The following is a 21,271-nucleotide window of genomic DNA, read 5'->3' on the forward strand; positions in this document are numbered from 1 at the left end:
GCTTGACCGCGACGGCAGCCGGCCACGAGCGCGTGGCCGTCCGGGCCCGGCGGACCCTCACCCGCCTGCGCGTTCCGGAGTCCGCCGGCATCAAGATCCGGATCCAGGTGATCAGGTTTCGGGACCCGTTCCTGCGAACCCTCACGAAAAGTCCGGGCTCTGGACGTAAGTACGCAGACCGTAGCTAAAGTCGGGAGGCCCGGCTCAACCGAGCGGCAACGCCGACGTGGCCAGCTCAGCCGGAGCCTGTAGGCCCAGTTCCTGCAGCCTCGTGGCCAGGAGGCCACCCAGTGCCTTGTGGCCGACGTTGTTCATGTGTACGCCGTCAGCCAGTTCCTTCGCCAGATTGTGTTTCGTCAGCCAGTCACCAACACTGACAAACGGAATTGAATGCTTGGCCGCGACGGTGCCGAGCAGGGCATCCACCTGCGATCGGCGGCCGCCGCCGTAGTTGACGCCGCGGGCCAGGGTGCCGATCATGGCGAACTTAGCCCCCGGATAGCGCTGCTTGAGCGACGAGATCAGCCGTTCGGCGTTGGCCACGATCTGGGAGTCGGTGGCCCCGCGTGCGGCATCGTTTCCGCCGCCCTGGATGACCACAAGCGCCGGTGAACCGTAGGGGAGCTGCCAATCACCGCGTTGGAGCGCGTCGATGTAATTTCCGGTCTTGCCGTTCGAGGCAACAAACCCGGTGCCCCCGCGGCCGCAGAAGAACACGTTGTAGCCGACGGCGGACAGGCCCTGGCGGGGCCAGCCGGCTTCCGGCTCCGACTGGGAATCGCCAATCAGGACGGCAGTCCGCCTGATGTTGGCCACAATGACCTCGTTCCGGCCGTTCGCCGGGTTCTTGTAGACAGACCCGGGCGCCATGGTGGACGGATCCGGCTCCGCGGTAAGCTGCGCTTTACCGGCAGAGCCGGCAGCAACAGGTTCGCCGGGCGCCGCGGCTACGGGTGCGGCTGCTGATTTCCGGGGTGCGGCTGTTTTCGGGGCAACGGCCTCCGCGGACGGCTGCGACGCCTGGGCGCTTGCGCTGGGATCCACAGATCCCGGGGCAGCGTCTGGTGTTTGTGGTGCCTGCCCGCAGCCGGCCATCAGAACGCCGGCGGCGATCATAGGGGCGACGAAGCGGGTCAGAGCCGAGGCGTTTCGCATCTATGGTCTCCGGGCTTTGCTTTGCTGTTATCACCGTAATGATGGGGCATCACACTAGGAATATCCAGTAACTTTAGGCACTATTCGTCCCATTCGGGTGACGATCCTGTAACGGGCCCGGAAGGACGCGGATTTCTGTTTTTTAGGCCAATAAATGACCTAGCGCTTAGACTTGTAGAAGGCGCCCTGTGCCAAAGGGTCTCATCGTCGTGCGTTCCGGTTGGAAATGTCGCGATACCACAGCTGACTTCACCACTGAATCGAGCAATAACGCATGTCTGAAACCACCACCAACACCGCGGTAGCCACTGCATCGCGCAGTGACCTGCGCAACGTCGCGATCGTGGCCCACGTTGACCACGGCAAGACCACGCTGGTCGATGCCATGCTCAAGCAGACCAACTCCTTTGCCGAGCATAACCACCTCGAAGACCGCGTCATGGACTCCGGTGACCTGGAACGCGAAAAAGGTATCACCATCCTGGCCAAGAACACCACGGTGGCCTACAACGGACCGTCCTCCAAGGGCGAAACCATCACGATCAACGTGATCGACACCCCGGGCCACGCCGACTTCGGTGGCGAGGTGGAGCGCGGCCTGTCCATGGTTGACGGCGTTGTGCTCCTCGTCGACGCTTCTGAGGGCCCGCTGCCCCAGACCCGCTTCGTGCTCCGCAAGGCCCTCGCCGCACACCTGCCGGTGATCCTGCTGGTCAACAAGACCGACCGCCCCGACGCGCGGATCGAAGAAGTTGTCCACGAGTCCATGGACCTGCTCCTTGGCCTGGCCTCCGACCTCGCCGACGAAGTTCCGGACCTCGACCTGGACAAGATCCTCGAAGTTCCGGTCGTCTACGCAGCCGCCAAGGTTGGCCGCGCCTCCCTCGAGCAGCCGGCCGACGGCACCGCTCCGGAGAACGAGGACCTCGAGCCGCTGTTCAAGACCATCATCGAGCACATCCCGGCACCGACGTACAACCCGAACGGTGTCCTGCAGGCGCACGTCACCAACCTGGATGCCTCACCGTTCCTGGGACGCCTGGCTCTGCTCCGCATCTACAACGGCACCCTGCGCAAGGGCCAGACCGTCGCCTGGGCACGTGCCAACGGCGAGCTGAAGAACGTCAAGATCACCGAACTGCTGGCCACGAAGGCACTGGATCGCGTTCCGACCGAGTCCGCAGGCCCGGGCGAGATTGTCGCCGTCGCCGGCATCGAGGAGATCACCATCGGTGAGACCCTGACCGACGCCGAGAACCCGCAGCCGCTGCCGCTGATCACCGTCGACGATCCCGCGATCTCCATGACCATCGGTATCAACACCTCGCCGCTGGCCGGCAAGGTCAAGGGCGCCAAGGTCACTGCCCGCCAGGTGAAGGACCGCCTGGACAAGGAACTGATCGGTAACGTCTCCATCAAGGTTCTCCCCACCGAGCGTCCCGACGCCTGGGAAGTCCAGGGCCGTGGCGAGCTCGCGCTGGCCATCCTCGTTGAGCAGATGCGCCGCGAAGGCTTCGAGCTGACTGTCGGCAAGCCGCAGGTTGTCACCAGGACCGTCGACGGCAAGATCCACGAGCCGATGGAGCACATGACCATCGACGTGCCGGAAGAGTACCTCGGCGCCGTCACGCAGCTCATGGCAGCCCGCAAGGGCCGCATGACCAACATGGCCAACCACGGCACCGGCTGGTGCCGCATGGAGTTCATCGTTCCGGCCCGTGGCCTGATCGGTTTCCGCACCAAGTTCCTCACGGACACCCGCGGCGCCGGCATCGCGGCCTCCATCTCCGAGGGCTACGAGCCGTGGGCCGGCCCGATCGAGTACCGCACCAACGGTTCGATGATCGCCGACCGCGCCGGTGTTGTGACGCCGTTCGCCATGATCAACCTGCAGGAACGCGGCTCCTTCTTCGTGAAGCCGACCTCCGAGGTCTACGAGGGCATGATCGTGGGCGAGAACTCCCGCGCCGACGACATGGACGTCAACATCACCAAGGAAAAGAAGCTCACCAACATGCGTGCCGCTTCCTCCGACACCTTCGAGAACCTGACGCCGCCGCGCGACCTGACCCTCGAAGAGTCCCTCGAATTCGCCCGCGAGGACGAGTGCGTTGAGGTTACCCCGGAGTCCATCCGCATCCGCAAGGTCATCCTCGACACCAACGAGCGCGCCAAGGCAAACCGCGCCCGCGCCAAGGTCTGATCCGGGCACATTCCGGTCACCACCCTCGTGAACAATAGAGCTGCCGGCATGGCAGGCGGCATTGCCGCCGCCGTGCCGGCAGCTCTTTTTGTCGTCGCCGCAGGGACGGCCCTGCACCGCCAGCAGTGGATGCTGTCCGGCGTCATTCTTCCCTGGGGTGCAGTGGCGGCGCTGGTCCTGCTCGGCTCCGTCCAGCTGCTGCTCGGGGCGGCCTTCAGGTCCGTGATCCCGACGGCGGCCTGCGGCGTGCTGTGCTACACGCTGGCGGGCTGGTGGTCGATGCTGGAGCCTGGCAAGCGGCTCATCGCCGGGGACATTGCCGGGAATATCTGGATCTACGGCATCGCCGGTACATCGGTCCTCATGCTCGCCTGGTGCCGGCGCTACCGCCAGCCGCACCTGCGGCCGCAGCCGCCGTCCTGACGGCGCGTCAGCCTGCTGTCGGGTCCCGGTGGTGCGCGATCATCAGCGAGGTGGCCTCGCCGTCGTCGTCCGCCGGGAGCTGGACGTATTCCTCAATGACCGCCCGCAGCTTGCCCAGCATCTCCTCGCGCCGGGCAGCATTGAATTTCACCCCGAGCCGCCAGACTTCGATGTCCTCGGGCGGAAGGTTCCTGGTTTCCTGCAGGAACGTCTCAATCAGGACTGGCGCCACGTTGTCCACGGGCGTCTGCCAGGACTTGCGGCTCGCTATGTACGGCACCTCGACGGCGCCCCGGTTACCTTTTCGGCGCTCCTCGGCCACAAGGAATCCGGTCCGCACGAGCGTCCTGACATGATGCAGGCTCGATGCCGGATTGAGGTCTAGGAGTTCCGCGATTTCCTTGTTGGTCCGTGACTGGTGCAGGCACAGCCGCAGGATCCTCAGCCGCAACGGGGAACTCAGGGCACGGCCCTTGGCCACAACGTCCGCATCAGTGTCCTGCGCTGGCCGATTCATAAGGAAAGTGTAGCGAAGGAGTGATTGACACATGCCAATCACTCCTGCCAGACTGGGCGCCGTGACCGCCCCACCGTCTGCCGAACACGCTGGTGACCCCGCCGCCGGAAGGCCTGCGGGCAAGGCGCCGCCGGCATCACTGTGGCGGGACCGGAACTTTGCCGGTTTCTGGACCGCGCAGGCGCTGAGCCAGTTAGGCGCCCAACTGGGCCAGCTGGCCTTTCCCGTGCTGGCGGTGACGCTCCTGGGGGCCACTGAATTCGAGGTGGGCCTCCTCAATGCGGCCGGACTCGCCGCGTTCCTGGTGGTGGGGCTGCCCGCCGGAGCCTGGGTGGACCGGTGGCTCAAACGCCGGACCATGATCGCTGCGGACTTGGTCCGGATGGCCGCCATGGCTGCGGTCCCGCTCCTGTGGTGGGCCGGATCCCTGCAGGTCTGGCACCTTTACGTGATTTCAGCGGTGGTGGGGGTGGCCACCGTCTTCTTCGATGTCTCCTACCAGAGCTTCGTTCCATTGTTGGTGGCTCCCGGCAAAGTGGGGGAGGCCAACTCCAAGCTGGAGGCAACGGCCCAGCTTGCCCGGATCGGCGGACCTGCCGCTGGCGGTGCCCTCCTGACGGTGCTGACGGCGCCCCTGCTGTTCATTGGCGAATCCCTGGGTTACCTGTTGTCCGCCGCCCTCCTGGGACGCACCCGCGACGGTGAGCAGCGGGTTCCCGCGGAGGGGAGGAACTCCCTGGGCGCGGACATCAGGGAGGGGCTGGGGTTCGTGGCAGGGCATCCCCTCATCAGGCGGATCGTGCTGTGCACCGGCGGCGGGAATTTCGCCGGCACCCTGGTCTTCACTTTGCTGCCCCTGCTGGTCCTCCGGGAGCTGGACCTGGGTCCGCAGGGCATGGGGGTCATCATGTCGGTCGGCGCGGCCGGCGGGCTCCTGGGTGCCGTGGCGGCGCCGTGGATCGCGCGCCGAATCGGCGAGGGGACGGTCATTCCGGCTGGCGCCCTGCTCAGTTCGCTTTTCCTGGCACTGGTGCCCGTTGCCGCACTGCAGGCGGACCGGATCGTGTCGCTGGTGCTGCTGACTGTTTCCGAATTCGGCTATGCCTTCGGTGTGCTGGTGTACAACATCATGCAGCTCACGATGCGACAGAGGGTGTGCCCGCCGCGGCTGCTCGGAAGGATGAATGCGTCCATCAGGTTCGTGGTGTGGGGAGTGATGCCGCTGGCAGCCCTGGCCGGGGGCTACCTCGGGGGACAGCTGGGCCTTGTCCCGGCCATGTGGCTGGGAGTGGCCGTAAGCCTGCTCGCCGTGGTGCCGGTGGCGTTTTCGCCCCTTCCCGGAATGCGCAAACTCCCGGACAGCGTGGTGACGCGCAGTTCCTAGGGAACCGTCCGGGGTGCGCGGCGCGGCGGCGCCGGCGGCACCTGCTTCGCCGCCACCACCTGTGCCAACGGAATAACGACGTCGGTCCGCCGGGTACGGATGGTGCAGTCGGCTTGGGTGATGCCCACCAGGTCGCCCAGCGCATCCGTCAGGCCGTCCGATATCCTGTAGCGGACTACCACCCTCGTGCCCAATGAGGCGCCTTCAAGGAACTGCCGCGGGGAGGGGTTCTGCGAATTCACCCCTTCATCCTAGGACGCTGGGCTTGTATGACGTCGGGCTTGTATGACGCGCCGCTAGGTTCGCGGGAACAGGCTGTTAGATAATAGGCTCAGAAGTCAGCAGTCCGGCGCTTAGGCCGGGAGTGATCACCGGCAGGTGCCGGAACCAACGTGGAGAGGCAAGGGACGTGACGTACGTAATCGCGCAGCCGTGTGTAGATGTCAAGGACAAGGCATGTATTGAAGAATGCCCCGTCGATTGCATCTACGAGGGTGAGCGGTCCCTCTACATCCACCCTGACGAGTGTGTCGACTGCGGTGCCTGCGAACCCGTCTGCCCTGTTGAGGCCATCTATTACGAGGATGACACCCCGGATGAGTGGGCCGATTACTACAAGGCCAACGTTGAATTCTTTGACGACCTGGGATCGCCGGGCGGCGCCGCGAAGGTGGGCAACACCCACACCGACCACCCGATGATTGCAGCCCTGCCGCCCCAGAACCAGGACCACTGAGGCGCCTGGCGTGACATCGGCGGTACGCAGCTTCGGCCTCAGCCTCCCCGACTACCCGTGGGAGGCCATGGCGCCCTATCTGGCCAGGGCGGCAGAGCACCCCGACGGGGCGGTCAACCTCTCCATCGGCACACCGGTGGACCACACACCCGTCCTGGTCCAGGAGGCGCTCCAGCGGGCAGCTGACGCTCCCGGCTACCCCACAGTGCACGGTACGCCCGCACTCCGCGCGGCCATCGCCGATTGGTTCGGCCGCCGCCGCGGCGTTCCCGGGATGGACCCGCAGCATGTCATGCCCACGGTGGGTTCCAAGGAACTTGTGGCGTGGCTGCCGTTCCTTTTGGGACTCAAACCGGGCGACGTCGTCGTCCGTCCTACCGTTGCGTACCCCACCTACGACATCGGGGCGACATTCGCGGGAGCCGAACAGGTTGCCGCTGACGACCTCGACGAACTGGACGACGAAACTCGGCAGCGTGTCCGGCTGGTTTGGGTCAACTCGCCGGCGAATCCCACCGGCAGCGTCCGCGACGCCGCTTCCCTGAAGCGGGTAGTGGACCAGGCCCGCGGTCTTGGCGCCGTAGTGGCATCCGACGAATGCTACGCGGAGCTTGGCTGGGGGGATTGGGACGTCCAGCGCGGCGGCCAGCCTGTGCCCAGCATCCTGGACCCACGCGTTTCCGACGGTTCCCATGAGGGGCTGCTGGCTGTGTACTCACTCAGCAAGCAGTCGAACCTTGCAGGGTACCGTGCGGCCTTTGTGGCCGGTGACCCGGTGCTCATGGCGAACCTGGTGAACAGCCGTAAGCATGCCGGCATGATTGTTCCCTACCCGGTCCAGGAGGCCATGCGGGTGGCGCTTGGCGACGACGCCCACGTCCAGGCGCAGAAGGACCTGTACCGTGGCCGGCGGGAGCGGATCGTGCCGGCACTCGAGGCGTTCGGGCTGACTATTCACGAATCGCAGGCCGGGCTGTACCTGTGGTGCACTGCTGGTGAAGCCACCTGGGACACCGTTGGCAGGCTGGCCGAACTCGGCATCGTGGTGGGCCCCGGCGTTTTCTATGGCGATGCAGGCAACGGGTTCATCCGGGTTGCGCTCACGGCCGCGGATGAACGGATCGACGCGGCAGTGACGCGGCTGACCACTGGCGCGTAGCAGCCACGAAGCAGCCGCAGGCCCGTAACAATGGTGTGACACGCGACACAAGTGGGGCCTTTTTGGGGCGTTTTGGCACTACCGGATTAGTGCGACCTTGCCAAGGAGCGGTACTTTTTAACTGACTATCAATGGTGGCTTTCTACAAGAAGGTAGCCCGGCCGTTGGAATCCCTGTCCATGCAGGCTCCTCGGACGGCTTCACCAGATGTTGGATCAAGCTTTCTACAGAGAGGCCCTGACGCCTCATGAGGAGACTCCATGACTGAGACCACCAGCGCAACCCTGCGCCATGCGGGCGGCGAACTCGAACTCCCGCGCATCAAGGTTGTAGAAGGAAACGAAGGCTATGACGTTTCCAAACTGCTAAAGCAGACAGGCGCCGTCGCCTTTGACCCCGGATTCATGAACACCGCGGCAACCACCTCGGCGATCACCTACATCGACGGCGACGCCGGGATCCTGCGGTACCGCGGATACCCGATCGAACAGCTCGCACAGCACTCCAGCTTCCTGGAAGTTTCCTACCTGCTGATCTACGGCAACCTGCCGACCCCCACAGAACTGGATGCCTTCGACCAGCGCATCCGCCGGCACACGCTGCTGCACGAAGAGCTCAAGGGCTTCTTCGGCGGTTTCCCGCGCGACGCACACCCGATGCCCGTGCTGTCATCGGCAGTGTCCGCCCTTTCCACCTTCTACCAGGACTCCCTGGACCCCTTCAACCCCGAGCATGTGGAAGTTTCCACGTACCGACTCCTGGCGAAAATGCCGGTCATCGCCGCCTATGCCCTGAAGAAGAGCATCGGCCAGCCGATGCTGTACCCGGACAACTCCATGAACCTCGTGGAGAACTTCCTGCGCCTCAGCTTCGGACTCCCCGCCGAGCAGTATGAGCTGGACCCGGTAATGGTCAAGGCCCTGGACCTGCTGCTGATCCTGCACGCGGACCACGAACAGAACTGTTCCACGTCCACGGTGCGCCTGGTCGGTTCGTCCAACGCCAACCTCTTCGCCTCCGTATCCGCAGGCATCAACGCCCTGTTCGGCCCGGCACATGGTGGCGCCAACGAAGCGGTACTCAAGATGCTGCGGCAGATCCAGACCGAGGGCATCAAGCCCGAGGACTACATGGAGAAGGTCAAGAACAAGGAAGACGGCGTCCGCCTCATGGGCTTCGGACACCGCGTCTACAAGAACTACGATCCCCGCGCCAGGATCGTCAAGGACACCGCACATGAAGTGCTTGGCAAGCTCGGCGGCAACGACGAACTGCTGGACATCGCCATGCGCCTCGAAGAGAAGGCCCTGGGCGATGACTACTTCATCCAGCGCAAGCTCTACCCGAACGTGGACTTCTACACCGGCCTGATCTACAAGGCCATGGGCTTCCCGGAGAAGATGTTCACCGTGCTGTTCGCCATTGGCCGCCTGCCGGGCTGGATTGCCCAGTGGCGCGAAATGATCAGCGATCCCAGCACCAAGATCGGCCGCCCGCGCCAGCTCTATACAGGAGAGCCGGAGCGCAACTACCCGGCCAGCTAGGCTCAGTAAGACGCCGGCCGCGCACTCCAAGTGCGCGGCCGGCGTCGTTATTTAACTTCGGTGCGTGAGGGACGTTTCCGTCGGTGCAGGGACGTCAGGAGTTGTAGCCCATGGGGTTGTTCTTCTGCCAGCGCCAGTGGTCCTCGCACATCTGGTCCACGGTCTTGGTAGTCGACCAGCTCAGGTCGGCCAGGGCTGAGGTGGCATCGGCCCAGAACGCCGGGAGGTCGCCTGCGCGGCGGCCGGTGATCTCGTAGGGGAGTTTGTGTCCCACGGCCTTTTCAAAGGAACGCAGCACCTCCAGCACGGAGGATCCCTTGCCGGAACCCAGATTCCAGCGGAAGACACCGGTACGGTCAGCTACGTGGTTAAGGGCTGCGACGTGGCCTTCAGCAAGGTCCACGACGTGGATGTAGTCGCGGAGGCAGGTGCCGTCCGGGGTGTCATAGTCGCCGCCGAACACCATGAGCTTGTCCCGGCGGCCCACGGCCACCTGGGCAATGAACGGGACGAGGTTGTTGGGGATGCCCTGGGGGTCTTCGCCGATCCGGCCGGAGGGGTGTGCGCCGACCGGGTTGAAGTAGCGCAGGAGAGCGATGTGCCAGCGGTTGTCCGCTGCACCGAGATCCGAAAGGATGTCCTCGATCTGTTCCTTGGTCCGGCCGTAGGGGTTGTTGGCGCCGATCTCCATCTTTTCCACGTACGGGATGGGGTTGTGCTCGCCGTACACCGTAGCGGAGGAGCTGAACACGAGGGAGCGGACGTCGTGCCGGTCCATGACGCGGATCAGGTTCAGCGTCCCGACGAGGTTGTTGTAGTAGTACTTCAGCGGCTCCCGGACGGATTCGCCCACTGCCTTAAGGCCGGCGAAGTGGATCACCGCGTCGATCCGGTCCTTCGCAAACACGGCATCGACGGCCGGCTCATCCACGAGGTCAACGTTGTGGAACGCCGCTTCCTTGCCGGTGAGTTCGGCCACGCGGCGCAGCGACTCCTCGCTTGAATTGACCAGGTTGTCGATGACCACTACCTCATGGCCGGCTTCCTGCAGGGACAGAACTGTGTGCGACCCGATATACCCGGTACCGCCCGTAACCAGAATTCTCATGGACCCAACGCTATCCCAAGTCGCCGTGCTTCCGCCCGTGTTGCCCACACCTTGGCGGCACAACTGTGCTAAATAGTAGGGGTGCCCAAAATCGTTGATGCCGCAGTCCGGCGACAGGAAGTTGTTGAAGCAGTCTTCAGGATCATCGCTGCGGACGGCCTGGAACGGGCCTCCCTGCGTGAGGTTGCTGACGAGGCCGGGCTTGCTGTTGGTTCCGTGCGCCACTATTTCGCCAGCAGCGACGAACTCCTGGCCCACTCCTTCGGCGTTGTCGTGGACCGGATCACTGCGCGGCTGGACGGAGCCCGGGAGGACCTCATGCAGCTGGCCCCGGGCACAGCAGGGCACCGGGATGGAGTGTTAACACTGCTGGGCCAGTTCCTGCCCTTCGACGAGGAACGGGCCGTGGACGCGTGCGTCTGGATGGCGTTCAAGAACGCAGCCAGGATCAGGCCCTTCCTGGCCGCCGAGGCCGACCGCAGCCACCGGGCCGTAGCCGCCCTTGTGGGGTGGCTCATCATGGAACTTCGGGCGCCGGGGGAAATAGAGGACGACGGTCACCAGTTCCTCGTCACGGAGGCGGAGCGGCTGCTCGCTACATTGGACGGCCTGACGATGCACGCCCTGCTGCAGCCGGAATGGATGACCGCGGAAATGTGCCGGGACGTCCTGGCATCCCACCTGCAGAGCCTTGGCGAGTCTCCAACCGGCCATTAACGTCAGTAGTCATCAGGAATACACTGAGACAGTAAACAAGCCAAGGGAGGCCATTCGGATGCACCACACAGGCGGTCCTGGCTGGCGAATCACCATGGACACCTCGGGTCCCATGCTCATTGCACTGTATGTTCGCGACGCCGCCGGACTCGACAGTGCGGGGCGTCCGGCGCTGTGCCACATGGCCCCGAAGATCCGTCCGGTGGACCACACCAACCTCACATCCGAAGTAGGCGGGATCAGTGCGCTGAAGACCGAATGGGAGGCTTGGTGGGAGCAGCTTCTCAAGGCGCATCCCAAAATGTCCCCCGAAGTGGCGCCCCCCGGGTTCGACGCCTTCGGCAACTCGCCGGCCCTGCGGCGCGTACTGCAGGCGCACTTCGGTTCCGCCCTGACCTGGGCACGTGAGCGCCGGGCCGAATACGCAGAGCTGGAAGCCGAACGGGAGGCCAGCGGTGCCCCGCAGCTTCTCGGCGACTTGGTGGAGGACAGGCTGCTCGAAGTGGGCCGCGGGTCGCGGGATTTCGCCCTCACGATTATCGAGCTCCCGCTGACGGAGCCACGGGCCTGGTACCTGGAACCGGACAAGATCATCATGAGCAATGAACTCCTGACGCAGCCCGAGGTGTTCCGGAGCTACGTCCAGCCGGTGGTGGAACTGCTCGTTTGAGCCCCGGCTGCGGCGGCGACAACCAAATCACGAAGCCCGGTCAGGAAGCCCGTCATGAAGTGGCGGCAGCGACCGTAACCGTGACCTGACCCGGCTGCCCTTCCGAAGCCTGCCAGCCGTTCCTGGACTTCCGGTCCCAGCTCCGTCCCTCCACGCCAACTTCCGTCACTGACAGTGACTTCGCATTCGCCACCGCCCATTGCCCGACGGCCCAGGCCTGGCTGCCGCTCGCCTCCAGCACGATGGTGCTGCCGTCGGCGGTCGCTGGGACATTCCCGAAGGCAACGGTCAGTTCGCCAAGGACAGCCTGGGCATCCCCCGGCCCTTCCGGCGACCTAAGCGTGCAGTCAAGTGCTTCCGTCGACTGCCCGGTAAGGGCGGAGGCAAACGCCCGGCCCATATCCTCGTGCTGTGCATACGCCTGCGGGTATGCCGAGCGCTGGACCCGCTGTGCGGCAGCCGTGATCTCCAGGGACTCGTACCCCGGGATTTTCACCAAGGCGTCGTAGAACGCGCCGCTCGAATAATAGGGGTCCATCACCTGTTCTTCGGTGCCCCAGCCCTGGGAAGGCCGCTGCTGGAAGAGACCGCGCGAATCCGGCCCGGCCTGGTCGCCGTGTTCGATGTTGCGCAGCTTCGATTCCTGCATGGCGGTGGCCAGGGCAATGCTCGCTGCACGTGGCGGAAGTCCCCGGCGCACCGCGACGGCGGTTATCAGGGCGGCGTTTGCCGCTTGGTCGGTGGCCAGTTCGGCTGTCCCGGAACCTACCGCGGCAGTGCACATTTCGGCAACGAGCGTTTCCGAGCGCTGGATGAAAGCCACAGCCGTATAGATCCCACCGGCAATCAGGGCCAGGGCCAGCCCCAGCACTACCAGGCGGCGCAGGCCACGTTTCCGTGACAAGAGGCTACTCCCTCAGGCCCTGGACGGGCCGGTTGAACATCTGCGGGAAGGTGTAATCAGTTGGCGTGGAGTGCCTCATTGAGTTCAACAGTCTGGCCCTTGCGGGGGAGTACTTCGACGGCGCCGGTCGTGGAATTGCGGCGGAACAGCAGGTTGGGCACACCAGAGAGCTCCACGGCCTTGACCACCTTGGTGGTGTCCTCGCCGTCGGCATCCTTCGGTCCGATCACGCGGACGCGGGTGCCGGCGGTGACGTACAGTCCGGCCTCCACCACCGAGTCATCACCAATGCTGATTCCGACTCCGGCGTTGGCGCCCAGCAGCACTCGTTCGCCCAAGGAGATCTTCTCCTTGCCGCCGCCGGACAGGGTGCCCATGATCGACGCCCCGCCGCCAACGTCCGTGCCGTCGCCGGCCACAACGCCAGCCGAGATGCGGCCCTCCACCATGGAAGTTCCCAGCGTTCCCGCGTTGAAGTTAACGAACCCCTCGTGCATTACGGTGGTGCCTTCGGCCAGGTGCGCCCCAAGCCGGACGCGGTCTGCGTCGGCGATGCGGACGCCCGCGGGCACCACGTAGTCCACCATGCGCGGGAACTTGTCCACACCGTAAACGGTCACGGCACCGCGCCGGCGCAGCTTGGCCCGGGTCAGCTCGAAGCCCTCAACAGCGGCCGGACCGAAGTTCGTCCAGACGACGTTGGGGAGCTTACCGAAGATGCCATCCAGGTTGATGGTGTTGGGCTGGACAAGGCGGTGCGAGAGCAGGTGCAGGCGGAGGTAGGCATCAGCGGTGTCGGCGGGAGCTTCGTCCAGGTGGACCTGGACGAAAACGACCTGCTGTTCGGTGCCGCGATCCGCATCGGTGCCGGCTGCGGCGATCTCGGCCAGCACCGGATCCGCGTTCCCAACGTCCCGGAGGCTGTCCGCTGCAGTTCCAAGTGATGGCGCGGGGAACCAGACATCGAGCACCGTGGCCTCGCCATTGCGGGTGGAAATGGTGGCCACACCATAGCCATAGGCGGAGCGGGCGTCGGCGGATGCGGAATTGTCAGCGGGCACGGCGGAAGCAGCAGCGGTTTCAGTCATGGGTCCAGTCTATCGAGAGCCGGGAGCAGGACTCGAACTAGACTGTGATCGTGACTGCTCAAACCGCCTCTGTCCACCTGGATCTCCGCCAGGACGTTGCCCTCCTCACCGCTGCGCTCATCGACATCAACAGTGTCTCGGGCAACGAGAAGGAGCTGGCCGACGCCGTCGAACATGCGCTGCGGAGGATTCCGCAGCTTGATATCGTCCGGGACGGCGATTCAATCATTGCCCGTACCGCCCTGGGCAGGCAGGAGAGGGTCATCCTTGCCGGGCACTTGGACACGGTGCCACTGCCGACCACCGAAGGGTCCCTCGGAACTGTGCCCTCCTTCTGGCCGTCCGGTGCGCCCGGGGAGGGCCTGCTTTATGGCCGCGGCACCACGGACATGAAAGGCGGAGTCGCGGTGCAGCTGGCACTGGCGGCGTCAATGTTCGACGGCGGCGCGGAACCCAGCAAGGACGTCACCTTTGTGTTCTACGACCACGAGGAAGTGGAAGCGGTCAAGAGCGGACTCGGACGGCTGGTCCGAAACCACGGCGGGCTCCTCGACGGCGACTTCGCCATTCTGCTGGAGCCAACGCACGGAACGGTGGAAGGCGGCTGCAACGGCACCATGCGCTTGGCGGCGACCACCGTCGGGGAAGCGGCGCATTCGGCCCGTGCCTGGATGGGAAGCAACGCCATCCACGCAGCGGCACCCATACTGGCGAGGCTTGCCGCGTACGAACCGGCCACCGTCAACGTGGACGGACTGGACTACCGGGAAAGCCTCAATGCGGTGAAGATCAACGGCGGCACGGCAGGCAATGTCATCCCCGACCGCTGCGTCGTGGAGATCAACTATCGGTTCGCTCCGGACAAGACCCCGGAACAGGCGGAGGCCCACGTCCGCGCACTCCTGGAGGGTTTCGACGTGGTTAAAACGGACAGCGCCGCCGGCGCGCGGCCCGGGCTCAACCATCCCGCTGCCGCGTCCTTCGTGGCCGCGGTCGGAGCGGAACCCAAGCCCAAGTACGGTTGGACGGACGTCGCGCGGTTCAGCGAACTGGGAATTCCTGCCGTGAACTTCGGGCCCGGCGATCCTCTGCTGGCCCACAAAGACAATGAACATGTGGACGCGGAAGCCGTCCGCGAATGCCTCCGGGCGCTGCGGACCTGGCTGGGCTGACCTCCGCTTTCCTCCCACACACGAAAGGGTCCGCGGCTTGCAAGCTGCGGACCCTTCTGCTGTGTACTCGATACTGCTACTTGGGTTCCCGGACTTCCGGCAGTTCCGGTGCAACGACGGCGGTTGGCGCCTTGGCCACGCCGCCGGCGGCCTTATTGGAGCCGCGGCGTTCGATCCAGACAGCGATGCGGGAGACGCAAATGTTGATCGCGATGTAGATAGCCGCGGCCACGAAGAAGATCGGGAACAGGTAGGCGTTACCCAGGAAGTCCGCCATGACCTGGACCGCCCGAAGCAGCTCGCCGTACGCCACGATGTAACCGAGGGACGTGTCCTTCAGCAGCACAACGAGCTGGGCCACGAGCGAGGGCATCATGCGCCGGACGGCCTGGGGCAGTTCGACGAGCATCCGGGACTGGAAACTGGTCAGGCCGATGGTCAGGCCGGCCTCCCGCTGTCCCTTGGGCAGCGACTGGATACCGGCCCGGATGATCTCCGCGAAAATGGCGGAGTTGTACAGGACCAGCCCGGCAATTACAGCAATGAAGGGACTGGTCCCGAACACCAGCAGCACGAACAGCATCATCAGGACAACGGGCATGCCACGCAGGAACTCCAGGACCACGCGGGTGGGGACCCTGATCCAGGCGATCAGGGAGATCCGCAGCAGGCACAGCATCAGGCCCAGGGGGAACGCAATGACGGCGGCGATGGCGGCGGCGCTGAGCGTGGCACCGAGGCCGTTGCCGAGCAGCATCCACACGTCACCCCGCGTGAAGATCGCCCAGCGGCGTCCTTCAAAAATGCCCTGCTGTGCGAGGGTCATGACGATCCATGCGAGGAGTCCAACGATCAGGACAGTTCCGGCCACAGAACCGATCAGGGATACCCGGCGGGCCTTGGGGCCGGGGACGTCGTAGAGGACTGAAGTCATCGGGCAATCGCCACCTTTCGTTCCACCGTGCTGGCCAGGATGCCTAACGGAACGGTGAGGAGCAGATAGAAGAACGCTACGCCCAGCAGCACGGTCATGACCTGGTCTCCGTGGGCGTTGGCCAACTGGCGGCCATAGCCGAACAGTTCAAGCACAAAGAACGCGCCGGCCACCGAGGAGTTCTTTACGAGGGCGATCAGGATATTGATCAGTGGCGGGATCACCGTCCGGAGAGCCTGCGGCAGAATGATGAGGGAAAGTACCTGGCCGAACGCCATGCCGATGCTGCGTGCGGCCTCCGCCTGGCCGAGCGGGACACTGTTGACGCCGGAGCGGACAGCTTCGGCGATAAAGGCCGCCGTGTAGGCGCTGAGGGCGATGATCGCAGCGACCTCGAACTGCTGGAACGTAACGCCGAGGCGGGGAAGGACGATCGCTGCGAAAAAGAAGGCAATGGTCAGCGGAGTGTTCCGGAGGACTTCCACATACACGGTGCTGAAACCGCGGAGGGCTGCAACGGGGGAGACACGGGCTGCGGCCAGGAGTGTTCCGACGATAAGCGCGATGATCCCGGAGACGACAGACAGGAAAAGGGTGCGGAGTAGGCCTTCCCAATAGAGAGGGAGGTTTTCGATGATGACGTCCATAGGATCCTTCGGCTCTGGGCGTAGGCGGGCGAGAACGGAGTGGCGGTTGCCGGGATGCGCTCAGGAGCCCGTCCCCGGCAACCGCCGTCGTTACCTAGTAACGGTTGATGGCCGGGAGTTCCGGGGCAGTCTTAATGACGGCACCGGCGGTTGCTTCCCAGGCCTTCTCGTAGGACCCGTCCTTGGCGAACTCTTCCAGCTGGTCGTTGATCCAGTTGCGGAAAACGGTGTCGTCCTTCTTCAGGCCGATGCCGTAGGGCTCCTTGGTGAAGGTTTCGTCCGAGGCCAGCTTGAAGGCGTCAGGTTCCTTGTCTACGAAACCGGCGAGGATCACGTTGTCGGTGGTGATAGCTTCGACCTGCTTGTTGCGCAGCGGCTCGAGGCAGGCGCTGTAGGTGGCAGCCGGAACGAGTTCGGCTCCGTACTTTTCCACGATGGTGGCTGCGGGGGTGGAGCCCGTCACGGAGCAAACCTTCTTGCCCTTGACGTCCTCGGGCGTTTTGATGGAGTCGTTGTCCTTGTTCACCATCAGTGCCTGGCCGGCTTCGTAGTACGGGCCGGCGAAGCTGACGACCTGCTTGCGGTTGTCGTTGATGGTGTACGTGGCGATCACCAGGTCCACCCTGCCCTGTTCAATGAACGGTTCGCGGTTGGCCGAGACGGTTTCCGACCATTCGATCTTGTCCGCTGCGATGCCCAGCTTGGCGGCGATCAGCTTGCCTATTTCGACGTCAAAGCCAATGGGCTTCCCGTCCAGGCCCACCTGGCCGAACAGCGGCTGGTCGAACTTCGTTCCGATTTTGATGGATCCGGCGGAGGCGAGCTTCTCCATGGTGCTGCCGGCAGCAAAGGTGGGCTTCTCGGCGACGGTGGGGTCGCTGGTGGTACCGGTGCCGCCGCCGCCGCAAGCGCTCAGTGTCAGAGCGAGGGCTGCTGAGGCTGCAACCACAAAGGACTTCCGTCGTGTCAAAAATGCCTTCATGACATTTCCTTTCATTGGCGGCCACTGTAGTGGCCTGGGTGCGAACTGAGTAGGTGCGATCTCGGGGAATCAGTGAGTGAGGAGCTTGGAGAGGAAGTCCTTGGCACGGTTGCTTTGCGGGTTCGTGAAGAACTCCTCAGGCGTCGCATCCTCGACGATCTGGCCGTCGGCCATGAACACCACACGGTCGGCGGCTTTTCGGGCGAAGCCCATCTCGTGGGTGACCACGATCATGGTCATCCCTTCCTTGGCCAGCTGGATCATGACGTCAAGGACCTCGTTGATCATTTCCGGGTCAAGGGCCGAGGTGGGCTCATCAAAGAGCATGACCTTCGGCTTCATGGCCAGCGCCCGGGCAATCGCCACACGCTGCTGCTGGCCGCCCGAGAGCTGCGCCGGAAGCTTGGGCGCCTGGTGTCCAACGCCGACGCGTTCGAGGAGGGCCATGGCGTCCTTATCGGCCTGTTCCTTGGGCACCCCCTTGACCTTGATCGGGCCAAGGGTGACGTTCTCCAGGATGGTCTTGTGCGCGAAGAGATTGAAGGACTGGAAGACCATTCCGACGTCGGCGCGCAACCTGGCGAGTTCCTTGCCTTCCTCCGGGAGTTCCTTTCCGTCGATGGCGATCTTGCCGTCATCGATGGTTTCCAGGCGGTTGATGGCCCGGCAAAGCGTGGACTTACCGGAACCTGACGGTCCGATGACCACGACAACCTCGCCCTTGCGGACGTTCAGGTTGATGTCCTTGAGTACGTGCAGCTGGCCGTAGTGCTTATTCACGGCTTTCAGGGAGACGAGAGCATCGCCGGGCACTTGAGTAGTCATAAGAGAGAATCTAGCGAACATTAGCGAGATATGACGGCAATCACTCCAAGTTCCTACAGATCGTAATTCAAGAGATACCTGCTGGTCAGCGGCTTGAACGCCGTCAGGTGCGGGTTCGGACGTGCCGGACAGACGGGGTTGGAGAAGCGCGCTAGCCTTGGTGGATGAGTACCGATCCGCAGTCTTCTTCAACTCCAGTACCTCCCATCGCCACCCGTCACAAGGGTCCGCTGGAGCTGCGCCGCAAACAGGCAGCGGTGGAGATGTCGGACCAGCACTTGCTGGACACCAAGGGACCCGGTCAGTTCGTCCACACTGATCCGTGGCGGGTGCTCAGGATCCAGAGCGAATTCGTGGAAGGTTTCGGCGCCCTCGCCGACCTCGGTCCGGCGGTCAGCGTGTTCGGGTCCGCCCGCACCAAGCCTGGCTCCGCCTACTACGAACTGGGCGTCGAAGTGGGCCGCAAACTGGCGGAGGCCGGGGTAGCCGTCATCACCGGAGGCGGACCGGGCTCCATGGAGGCCGCGAATAAGGGCGCTGTCCAAGGCAACGGCGTATCCGTGGGTCTCGGCATCGAGCTTCCCTTCGAGCAGGGCCTCAACCAATGGGTGGACCTTGGCATCAACTTCCGCTACTTCTTCGCACGCAAGACCATGTTCGTGAAGTATGCGCAGGGATTCATTGTGTTACCGGGCGGCCTGGGCACCCTGGACGAACTCTTCGAGGCCATGGTGCTTGTGCAGACCCGAAAGGTCACTTCGTTCCCCATCGTGCTGCTGGGCACTGCGTTCTGGGGACCGATGCTCGAGTGGATCCGGGGCACGCTGGTGGAAGACGGGATGATTTCCGAGAAGGACCTGGGCCTCATCCAGGTCGTGGACGAGCCGGCCCATGCGGTGGACCTCGTCATCCACGGCGCAATCCGTCCCGCGCCGGGCACCGGCAGCAGCAACGGCGGGCCGAACGGCAACCAGCGCCCTGAATAGCGGGCGCGCCGAGGTCTGGCACGATGGATCCTGTGAGTTTCTTCCTGATCTTCCTCGCCATCGTGCTGATCGGCGCCGCACTCTTCTTCGGAGCTGATGGCGCGTCGGGTATATTTCGGCGGCGGCGGCGGCCGGACGGCTCCCCGCTTCTGGACGGATTCGACGAGCCCGTAGCCTCCCTGCCCCCGGTGCTCCTCCCCGCTGAGGCCTCGCCTGCCGACGTCGACCGGGTACGGTTCGCCCTTGGCTTGCGGGGTTACCGTATGGACCAGGTTGACCAGGTGCTGGACGAACTCCGTGACCAGCTTGCTTCCAGGGACCGTGAAATTGAACGGCTGCGCGCGGAACTCCATGCCCCGGCGCAACCCGGGGAGAGCGGGCCTTGAGCAGACCGGACACTTCCGCCGGGAAGGAGACACCGGGAGATAACCGGGGGCTGAACGGCCTGGTCCGGAGAACTGTCGCGTCCGCCTCCGCGCGTTCGGGCGTATGGCCATGGTGGGCGCAGGTTGCTGCCGTGTACGCCGTCGCGCGGATTGTCAGCGCCTGCATCTTCATGGCGGCTGCCCTGCACCAGGGCGTCAATCCGTGGTTTCCCGCCAAGCCGGACTACTGGAACTTCATCAATATCTGGGATGCCCGCTGGTACGGCGAAGTACTCCGGAACGGGTACCCGAGCCAACTTCCCGTCGACGAAAGCGGCAACGTCCAGGAGAACGCCTGGGCTTTCTACGCGCTGTTCCCGATGTTGGGGAGGGCACTGTCGGCAATGACCGGGCTGGACCCCGCGCTTTCCCTCACCTTCATTGCGATGGCAGCCGGGCTGGGCGCCGCCCTGGTGGTGTACTGCCTCTTCCGGCATAAAACCGGCCACCGCACGGCGCTGTGGGCGGTGGTCTTCTTTTCCACCTTTCCCGTCGCCGCGGTGCTCCAAGTGCCGTATGCCGAATCCCTTAGCCTGCTGCTGTTGGCGTCGGCACTGCTCCTGGTGATGCAGCGGCGATACCTGTGGGCCATGCCGGTGGTTGTCCTGATGTGCCTCTCCCGGCCAACAGGCGTCCCCTTTGCCGCCATGGTCGGAGGGCTGCTCGCCTACCGCGTGTGGCAGTGGACCCGTCCCGCCGCCCCGGACAGCGACGGCCCGCTCCCGCACAGCCGGCGTGAGATTCTTTCCCTGGCAGCTTTGGCGGCAGTCAGCGGACTCAGCGCCCTGATGTGGCCTGCCATCGCGTGGGCCGTGACCGGGGACCCCGCGGCCTATACCAAGACGGAAACCGTCTGGCGAGGCCACGACCTGGTGCCCTTCAGGCCGTGGTTCGATACCGGGATCCAGCTTTTTGGCCCCGTGCTGGGAGTCCTTGCACCGTTCGTGTTTGTGGCCCTCTTCGGGCTATTCATGACGTCCTCGCCGGTGGTGGCGCTAGGGGCCGAGCTGCGGCTCTGGTGCGTCTGCTACATGGGGTATCTGCTGGTGTTCCTGCACCCCCAGACCAGCACCTTCCGGATGCTGCTGCCGCTGTTTCCGCTCGCGCTGAGTGCGGCCCTGATCTCGCGGTCGCGGGCCTATCGCGGGGCGGTGGTCACCATGTTCCTGCTGCTCCAGATCGTGTGGATCGTGTGGCTGTGGGCCTGGGCGCAACTGCCTGGCGGGGGAGACTATCCGCCGTGAGCCGGACCGGGCCGCTATGGCACGGAGCACAATTTTCCAAGCGATGAAGAAAATCCATCAATTAGCTACAGGCGGGTAATTACAGGATAATAGGGGTTAAGCATGAACAAATTGCAGAGCCCGTTGGACTCAAAAATTGCATTCATAACTGTTCAGCCATGGCGGCAGCTGCTAGGCCGCCATAGCGGCTTGTTTGACGACGCGGCCACAGCCCGCCCGGGCTGGTAGGTCCTGGGACTATTGGAGGGGATTTTCCTCATGGCGGCTATGAAACCACGCACCGGCGACGGCCCTATGGAAGTAACCAAAGAGGGCCGCAGCTTGATCATGCGTGTGCCGCTCGAAGGCGGGGGGCGGCTTGTGGTCGAACTTAACGCAGCAGAGGCGGCAAACCTTAAGGAATGCCTCGTCGGCGTTACCGAATAGTTTTGGTGGGGCGGGGCCCGCG

Annotated in this window: 24 protein-coding genes; 14 read left to right on the top strand and 10 right to left on the bottom strand. The window is 64.3% G+C overall.

Annotated features, from left to right (window positions below; translation table 11 throughout):
* Window positions 1-2: 2 nt before the first annotated feature.
* On the top strand, window positions 3-188 hold the full coding sequence (locus J2S97_RS01425) for a hypothetical protein (RefSeq protein WP_307045857.1): 186 nt from the start codon (window positions 3-5) through the stop codon (window positions 186-188).
* Window positions 189-204: 16 nt separating this feature from the next.
* Here the strand turns inward: J2S97_RS01425 and J2S97_RS01430 are convergent, their stop codons facing one another.
* On the bottom strand, window positions 205-1,155 hold the full coding sequence (locus J2S97_RS01430; protein ID WP_307045859.1) for an SGNH/GDSL hydrolase family protein: 951 nt from the start codon (window positions 1,153-1,155) through the stop codon (window positions 205-207).
* A 274-nt stretch (window positions 1,156-1,429) separates the two neighbouring features.
* Here J2S97_RS01430 and typA point away from each other — a divergent pair, with 274 nt between their 5' ends.
* Together typA and J2S97_RS01440 are read left to right on the top strand one after the other, a co-directional pair.
* Window positions 1,430-3,358 (top strand): translational GTPase TypA, encoded by a 1,929-nt coding sequence (gene typA, locus J2S97_RS01435; RefSeq protein WP_307045861.1) that lies wholly within the window; start codon window positions 1,430-1,432, stop codon window positions 3,356-3,358.
* 48 nt (window positions 3,359-3,406) lie between these two features.
* The gene (locus J2S97_RS01440) at window positions 3,407-3,781 is read left to right on the top strand and encodes a hypothetical protein (RefSeq protein WP_307045862.1); all 375 of its coding nucleotides are present in this window, start codon (window positions 3,407-3,409) and stop codon (window positions 3,779-3,781) included.
* A 7-nt stretch (window positions 3,782-3,788) separates the two neighbouring features.
* Here J2S97_RS01440 and J2S97_RS01445 read toward each other — a convergent pair whose 3' ends face one another.
* Entirely contained in the window at window positions 3,789-4,298 is a 510-nt protein-coding gene (locus J2S97_RS01445) for a helix-turn-helix domain-containing protein (protein ID WP_307045865.1), read from the bottom strand.
* Between the two features lie 31 nt (window positions 4,299-4,329).
* Between J2S97_RS01445 and J2S97_RS01450 the strand changes: the two genes are divergently transcribed.
* Window positions 4,330-5,682 carry an MFS transporter gene (locus J2S97_RS01450; RefSeq protein ID WP_307045867.1) on the top strand — a complete coding sequence of 451 codons (1,353 nt, stop codon included), beginning with the start codon at window positions 4,330-4,332 and terminating at the stop codon, window positions 5,680-5,682.
* On the opposite strand, the gene J2S97_RS01455 is transcribed toward J2S97_RS01450, so the two are convergent.
* Entirely contained in the window at window positions 5,679-5,924 is a 246-nt protein-coding gene (locus J2S97_RS01455; RefSeq protein WP_307045869.1) for a putative acetyltransferase, read from the bottom strand. The genes J2S97_RS01450 and J2S97_RS01455 overlap by 4 nt on opposite strands.
* A gap of 167 nt (window positions 5,925-6,091) precedes the next feature.
* Here J2S97_RS01455 and fdxA point away from each other — a divergent pair, with 167 nt between their 5' ends.
* The 3 genes from fdxA (at window position 6,092) to J2S97_RS01470 (ending at window position 9,121) form a co-directional block, all read left to right on the top strand.
* Complete coding sequence (gene fdxA / locus J2S97_RS01460; protein WP_055796733.1) at window positions 6,092-6,418, top strand: ferredoxin; 327 nt, start codon at window positions 6,092-6,094, stop codon at window positions 6,416-6,418.
* 10 nt (window positions 6,419-6,428) lie between these two features.
* Window positions 6,429-7,577 (top strand): succinyldiaminopimelate transaminase, encoded by a 1,149-nt coding sequence (gene dapC / locus J2S97_RS01465; protein ID WP_307045871.1) that lies wholly within the window; start codon window positions 6,429-6,431, stop codon window positions 7,575-7,577.
* 260 nt (window positions 7,578-7,837) lie between these two features.
* Entirely contained in the window at window positions 7,838-9,121 is a 1,284-nt protein-coding gene (locus J2S97_RS01470; protein WP_307045873.1) for a citrate synthase, read from the top strand.
* Between the two features lie 94 nt (window positions 9,122-9,215).
* Here J2S97_RS01470 and galE read toward each other — a convergent pair whose 3' ends face one another.
* Window positions 9,216-10,229, bottom strand: coding sequence for a UDP-glucose 4-epimerase GalE (galE, locus tag J2S97_RS01475; protein WP_307045875.1), 1,014 nt, complete (start codon window positions 10,227-10,229; stop codon window positions 9,216-9,218).
* 81 nt (window positions 10,230-10,310) lie between these two features.
* Here galE and J2S97_RS01480 point away from each other — a divergent pair, with 81 nt between their 5' ends.
* Both J2S97_RS01480 and J2S97_RS01485 read left to right on the top strand, forming a co-directional pair.
* Entirely contained in the window at window positions 10,311-10,946 is a 636-nt protein-coding gene (locus tag J2S97_RS01480) for a TetR/AcrR family transcriptional regulator (protein WP_307045877.1), read from the top strand.
* A gap of 58 nt (window positions 10,947-11,004) precedes the next feature.
* Window positions 11,005-11,616, top strand: a complete 612-nt coding sequence (locus J2S97_RS01485; protein ID WP_307045878.1) for a hypothetical protein — start codon at window positions 11,005-11,007, stop codon at window positions 11,614-11,616.
* A 52-nt stretch (window positions 11,617-11,668) separates the two neighbouring features.
* Here J2S97_RS01485 and J2S97_RS01490 read toward each other — a convergent pair whose 3' ends face one another.
* Both J2S97_RS01490 and dapD read right to left on the bottom strand, forming a co-directional pair.
* On the bottom strand, window positions 11,669-12,520 hold the full coding sequence (locus tag J2S97_RS01490; RefSeq protein WP_307045880.1) for a hypothetical protein: 852 nt from the start codon (window positions 12,518-12,520) through the stop codon (window positions 11,669-11,671).
* A gap of 56 nt (window positions 12,521-12,576) precedes the next feature.
* A complete protein-coding gene (dapD, locus tag J2S97_RS01495; protein WP_307045882.1) occupies window positions 12,577-13,608 on the bottom strand; it encodes a 2,3,4,5-tetrahydropyridine-2,6-dicarboxylate N-succinyltransferase in 1,032 nt (343 codons plus the stop codon).
* 50 nt (window positions 13,609-13,658) lie between these two features.
* Here dapD and dapE point away from each other — a divergent pair, with 50 nt between their 5' ends.
* Window positions 13,659-14,780: a succinyl-diaminopimelate desuccinylase gene (gene dapE / locus J2S97_RS01500; protein WP_307045885.1), complete on the top strand. Its 1,122-nt coding sequence runs from the start codon at window positions 13,659-13,661 to the stop codon at window positions 14,778-14,780.
* Window positions 14,781-14,856: 76 nt separating this feature from the next.
* On the opposite strand, the gene J2S97_RS01505 is transcribed toward dapE, so the two are convergent.
* The 4 genes from J2S97_RS01505 to J2S97_RS01520 form a co-directional block, all read right to left on the bottom strand.
* Window positions 14,857-15,714, bottom strand: a complete 858-nt coding sequence (locus tag J2S97_RS01505; protein WP_307045888.1) for an amino acid ABC transporter permease — start codon at window positions 15,712-15,714, stop codon at window positions 14,857-14,859.
* The gene (locus J2S97_RS01510) at window positions 15,711-16,361 is read right to left on the bottom strand and encodes an amino acid ABC transporter permease (RefSeq protein WP_307045890.1); all 651 of its coding nucleotides are present in this window, start codon (window positions 16,359-16,361) and stop codon (window positions 15,711-15,713) included. The genes J2S97_RS01505 and J2S97_RS01510 overlap by 4 nt, the downstream gene beginning before the upstream one ends.
* A 94-nt stretch (window positions 16,362-16,455) precedes the next feature.
* A complete protein-coding gene (locus J2S97_RS01515; RefSeq protein ID WP_307045893.1) occupies window positions 16,456-17,343 on the bottom strand; it encodes a glutamate ABC transporter substrate-binding protein in 888 nt (295 codons plus the stop codon).
* 69 nt (window positions 17,344-17,412) lie between these two features.
* Entirely contained in the window at window positions 17,413-18,168 is a 756-nt protein-coding gene (locus tag J2S97_RS01520; protein WP_307045895.1) for an amino acid ABC transporter ATP-binding protein, read from the bottom strand.
* A gap of 164 nt (window positions 18,169-18,332) precedes the next feature.
* Here J2S97_RS01520 and J2S97_RS01525 point away from each other — a divergent pair, with 164 nt between their 5' ends.
* The 4 genes from J2S97_RS01525 (at window position 18,333) to J2S97_RS01540 (ending at window position 21,249) form a co-directional block, all read left to right on the top strand.
* Window positions 18,333-19,154, top strand: a complete 822-nt coding sequence (locus J2S97_RS01525; RefSeq protein ID WP_307045897.1) for an LOG family protein — start codon at window positions 18,333-18,335, stop codon at window positions 19,152-19,154.
* A 23-nt stretch (window positions 19,155-19,177) separates the two neighbouring features.
* Entirely contained in the window at window positions 19,178-19,540 is a 363-nt protein-coding gene (locus J2S97_RS01530) for a DivIVA domain-containing protein (RefSeq protein WP_307045899.1), read from the top strand.
* Window positions 19,541-19,590: 50 nt separating this feature from the next.
* A complete protein-coding gene (locus J2S97_RS01535) occupies window positions 19,591-20,823 on the top strand; it encodes a hypothetical protein (RefSeq protein ID WP_307046533.1) in 1,233 nt (410 codons plus the stop codon).
* A gap of 258 nt (window positions 20,824-21,081) precedes the next feature.
* Window positions 21,082-21,249: a DUF3117 domain-containing protein gene (locus tag J2S97_RS01540; RefSeq protein ID WP_009357720.1), complete on the top strand. Its 168-nt coding sequence runs from the start codon at window positions 21,082-21,084 to the stop codon at window positions 21,247-21,249.
* Window positions 21,250-21,271: the final 22 nt, after the last annotated feature.

Origin of the sequence: Arthrobacter oryzae, assembly GCF_030812315.1 — a bacterium.
Classification (GTDB): domain Bacteria; phylum Actinomycetota; class Actinomycetes; order Actinomycetales; family Micrococcaceae; genus Arthrobacter; species Arthrobacter oryzae_B.

What these genes read in the sequence shown, in the direction of transcription:
- J2S97_RS01430 (WP_307045859.1), bottom strand. Translation starts at nt 1,155, where the DNA reads ATGCGAAACGCCTCGGCTCTGACCCGCTTCGTCGCCCCTATGATCGCC.
- typA (WP_307045861.1), top strand. Translation starts at nt 1,430, where the DNA reads ATGTCTGAAACCACCACCAACACCGCGGTAGCCACTGCATCGCGCAGT.
- J2S97_RS01440 (WP_307045862.1), top strand. Translation starts at nt 3,407, where the DNA reads ATGGCAGGCGGCATTGCCGCCGCCGTGCCGGCAGCTCTTTTTGTCGTC.
- J2S97_RS01445 (WP_307045865.1), bottom strand. Translation starts at nt 4,298, where the DNA reads ATGAATCGGCCAGCGCAGGACACTGATGCGGACGTTGTGGCCAAGGGC.
- J2S97_RS01450 (WP_307045867.1), top strand. Translation starts at nt 4,330, where the DNA reads ATGCCAATCACTCCTGCCAGACTGGGCGCCGTGACCGCCCCACCGTCT.
- J2S97_RS01470 (WP_307045873.1), top strand. Translation starts at nt 7,838, where the DNA reads ATGACTGAGACCACCAGCGCAACCCTGCGCCATGCGGGCGGCGAACTC.
- galE (WP_307045875.1), bottom strand. Translation starts at nt 10,229, where the DNA reads ATGAGAATTCTGGTTACGGGCGGTACCGGGTATATCGGGTCGCACACA.
- J2S97_RS01485 (WP_307045878.1), top strand. Translation starts at nt 11,005, where the DNA reads ATGCACCACACAGGCGGTCCTGGCTGGCGAATCACCATGGACACCTCG.
- dapD (WP_307045882.1), bottom strand. Translation starts at nt 13,608, where the DNA reads ATGACTGAAACCGCTGCTGCTTCCGCCGTGCCCGCTGACAATTCCGCA.
- J2S97_RS01505 (WP_307045888.1), bottom strand. Translation starts at nt 15,714, where the DNA reads ATGACTTCAGTCCTCTACGACGTCCCCGGCCCCAAGGCCCGCCGGGTA.
- J2S97_RS01510 (WP_307045890.1), bottom strand. Translation starts at nt 16,361, where the DNA reads ATGGACGTCATCATCGAAAACCTCCCTCTCTATTGGGAAGGCCTACTC.
- J2S97_RS01515 (WP_307045893.1), bottom strand. Translation starts at nt 17,343, where the DNA reads ATGAAGGCATTTTTGACACGACGGAAGTCCTTTGTGGTTGCAGCCTCA.
- J2S97_RS01520 (WP_307045895.1), bottom strand. Translation starts at nt 18,168, where the DNA reads ATGACTACTCAAGTGCCCGGCGATGCTCTCGTCTCCCTGAAAGCCGTG.
- J2S97_RS01525 (WP_307045897.1), top strand. Translation starts at nt 18,333, where the DNA reads ATGAGTACCGATCCGCAGTCTTCTTCAACTCCAGTACCTCCCATCGCC.
- J2S97_RS01530 (WP_307045899.1), top strand. Translation starts at nt 19,178, where the DNA reads ATGGATCCTGTGAGTTTCTTCCTGATCTTCCTCGCCATCGTGCTGATC.
- J2S97_RS01540 (WP_009357720.1), top strand. Translation starts at nt 21,082, where the DNA reads ATGGCGGCTATGAAACCACGCACCGGCGACGGCCCTATGGAAGTAACC.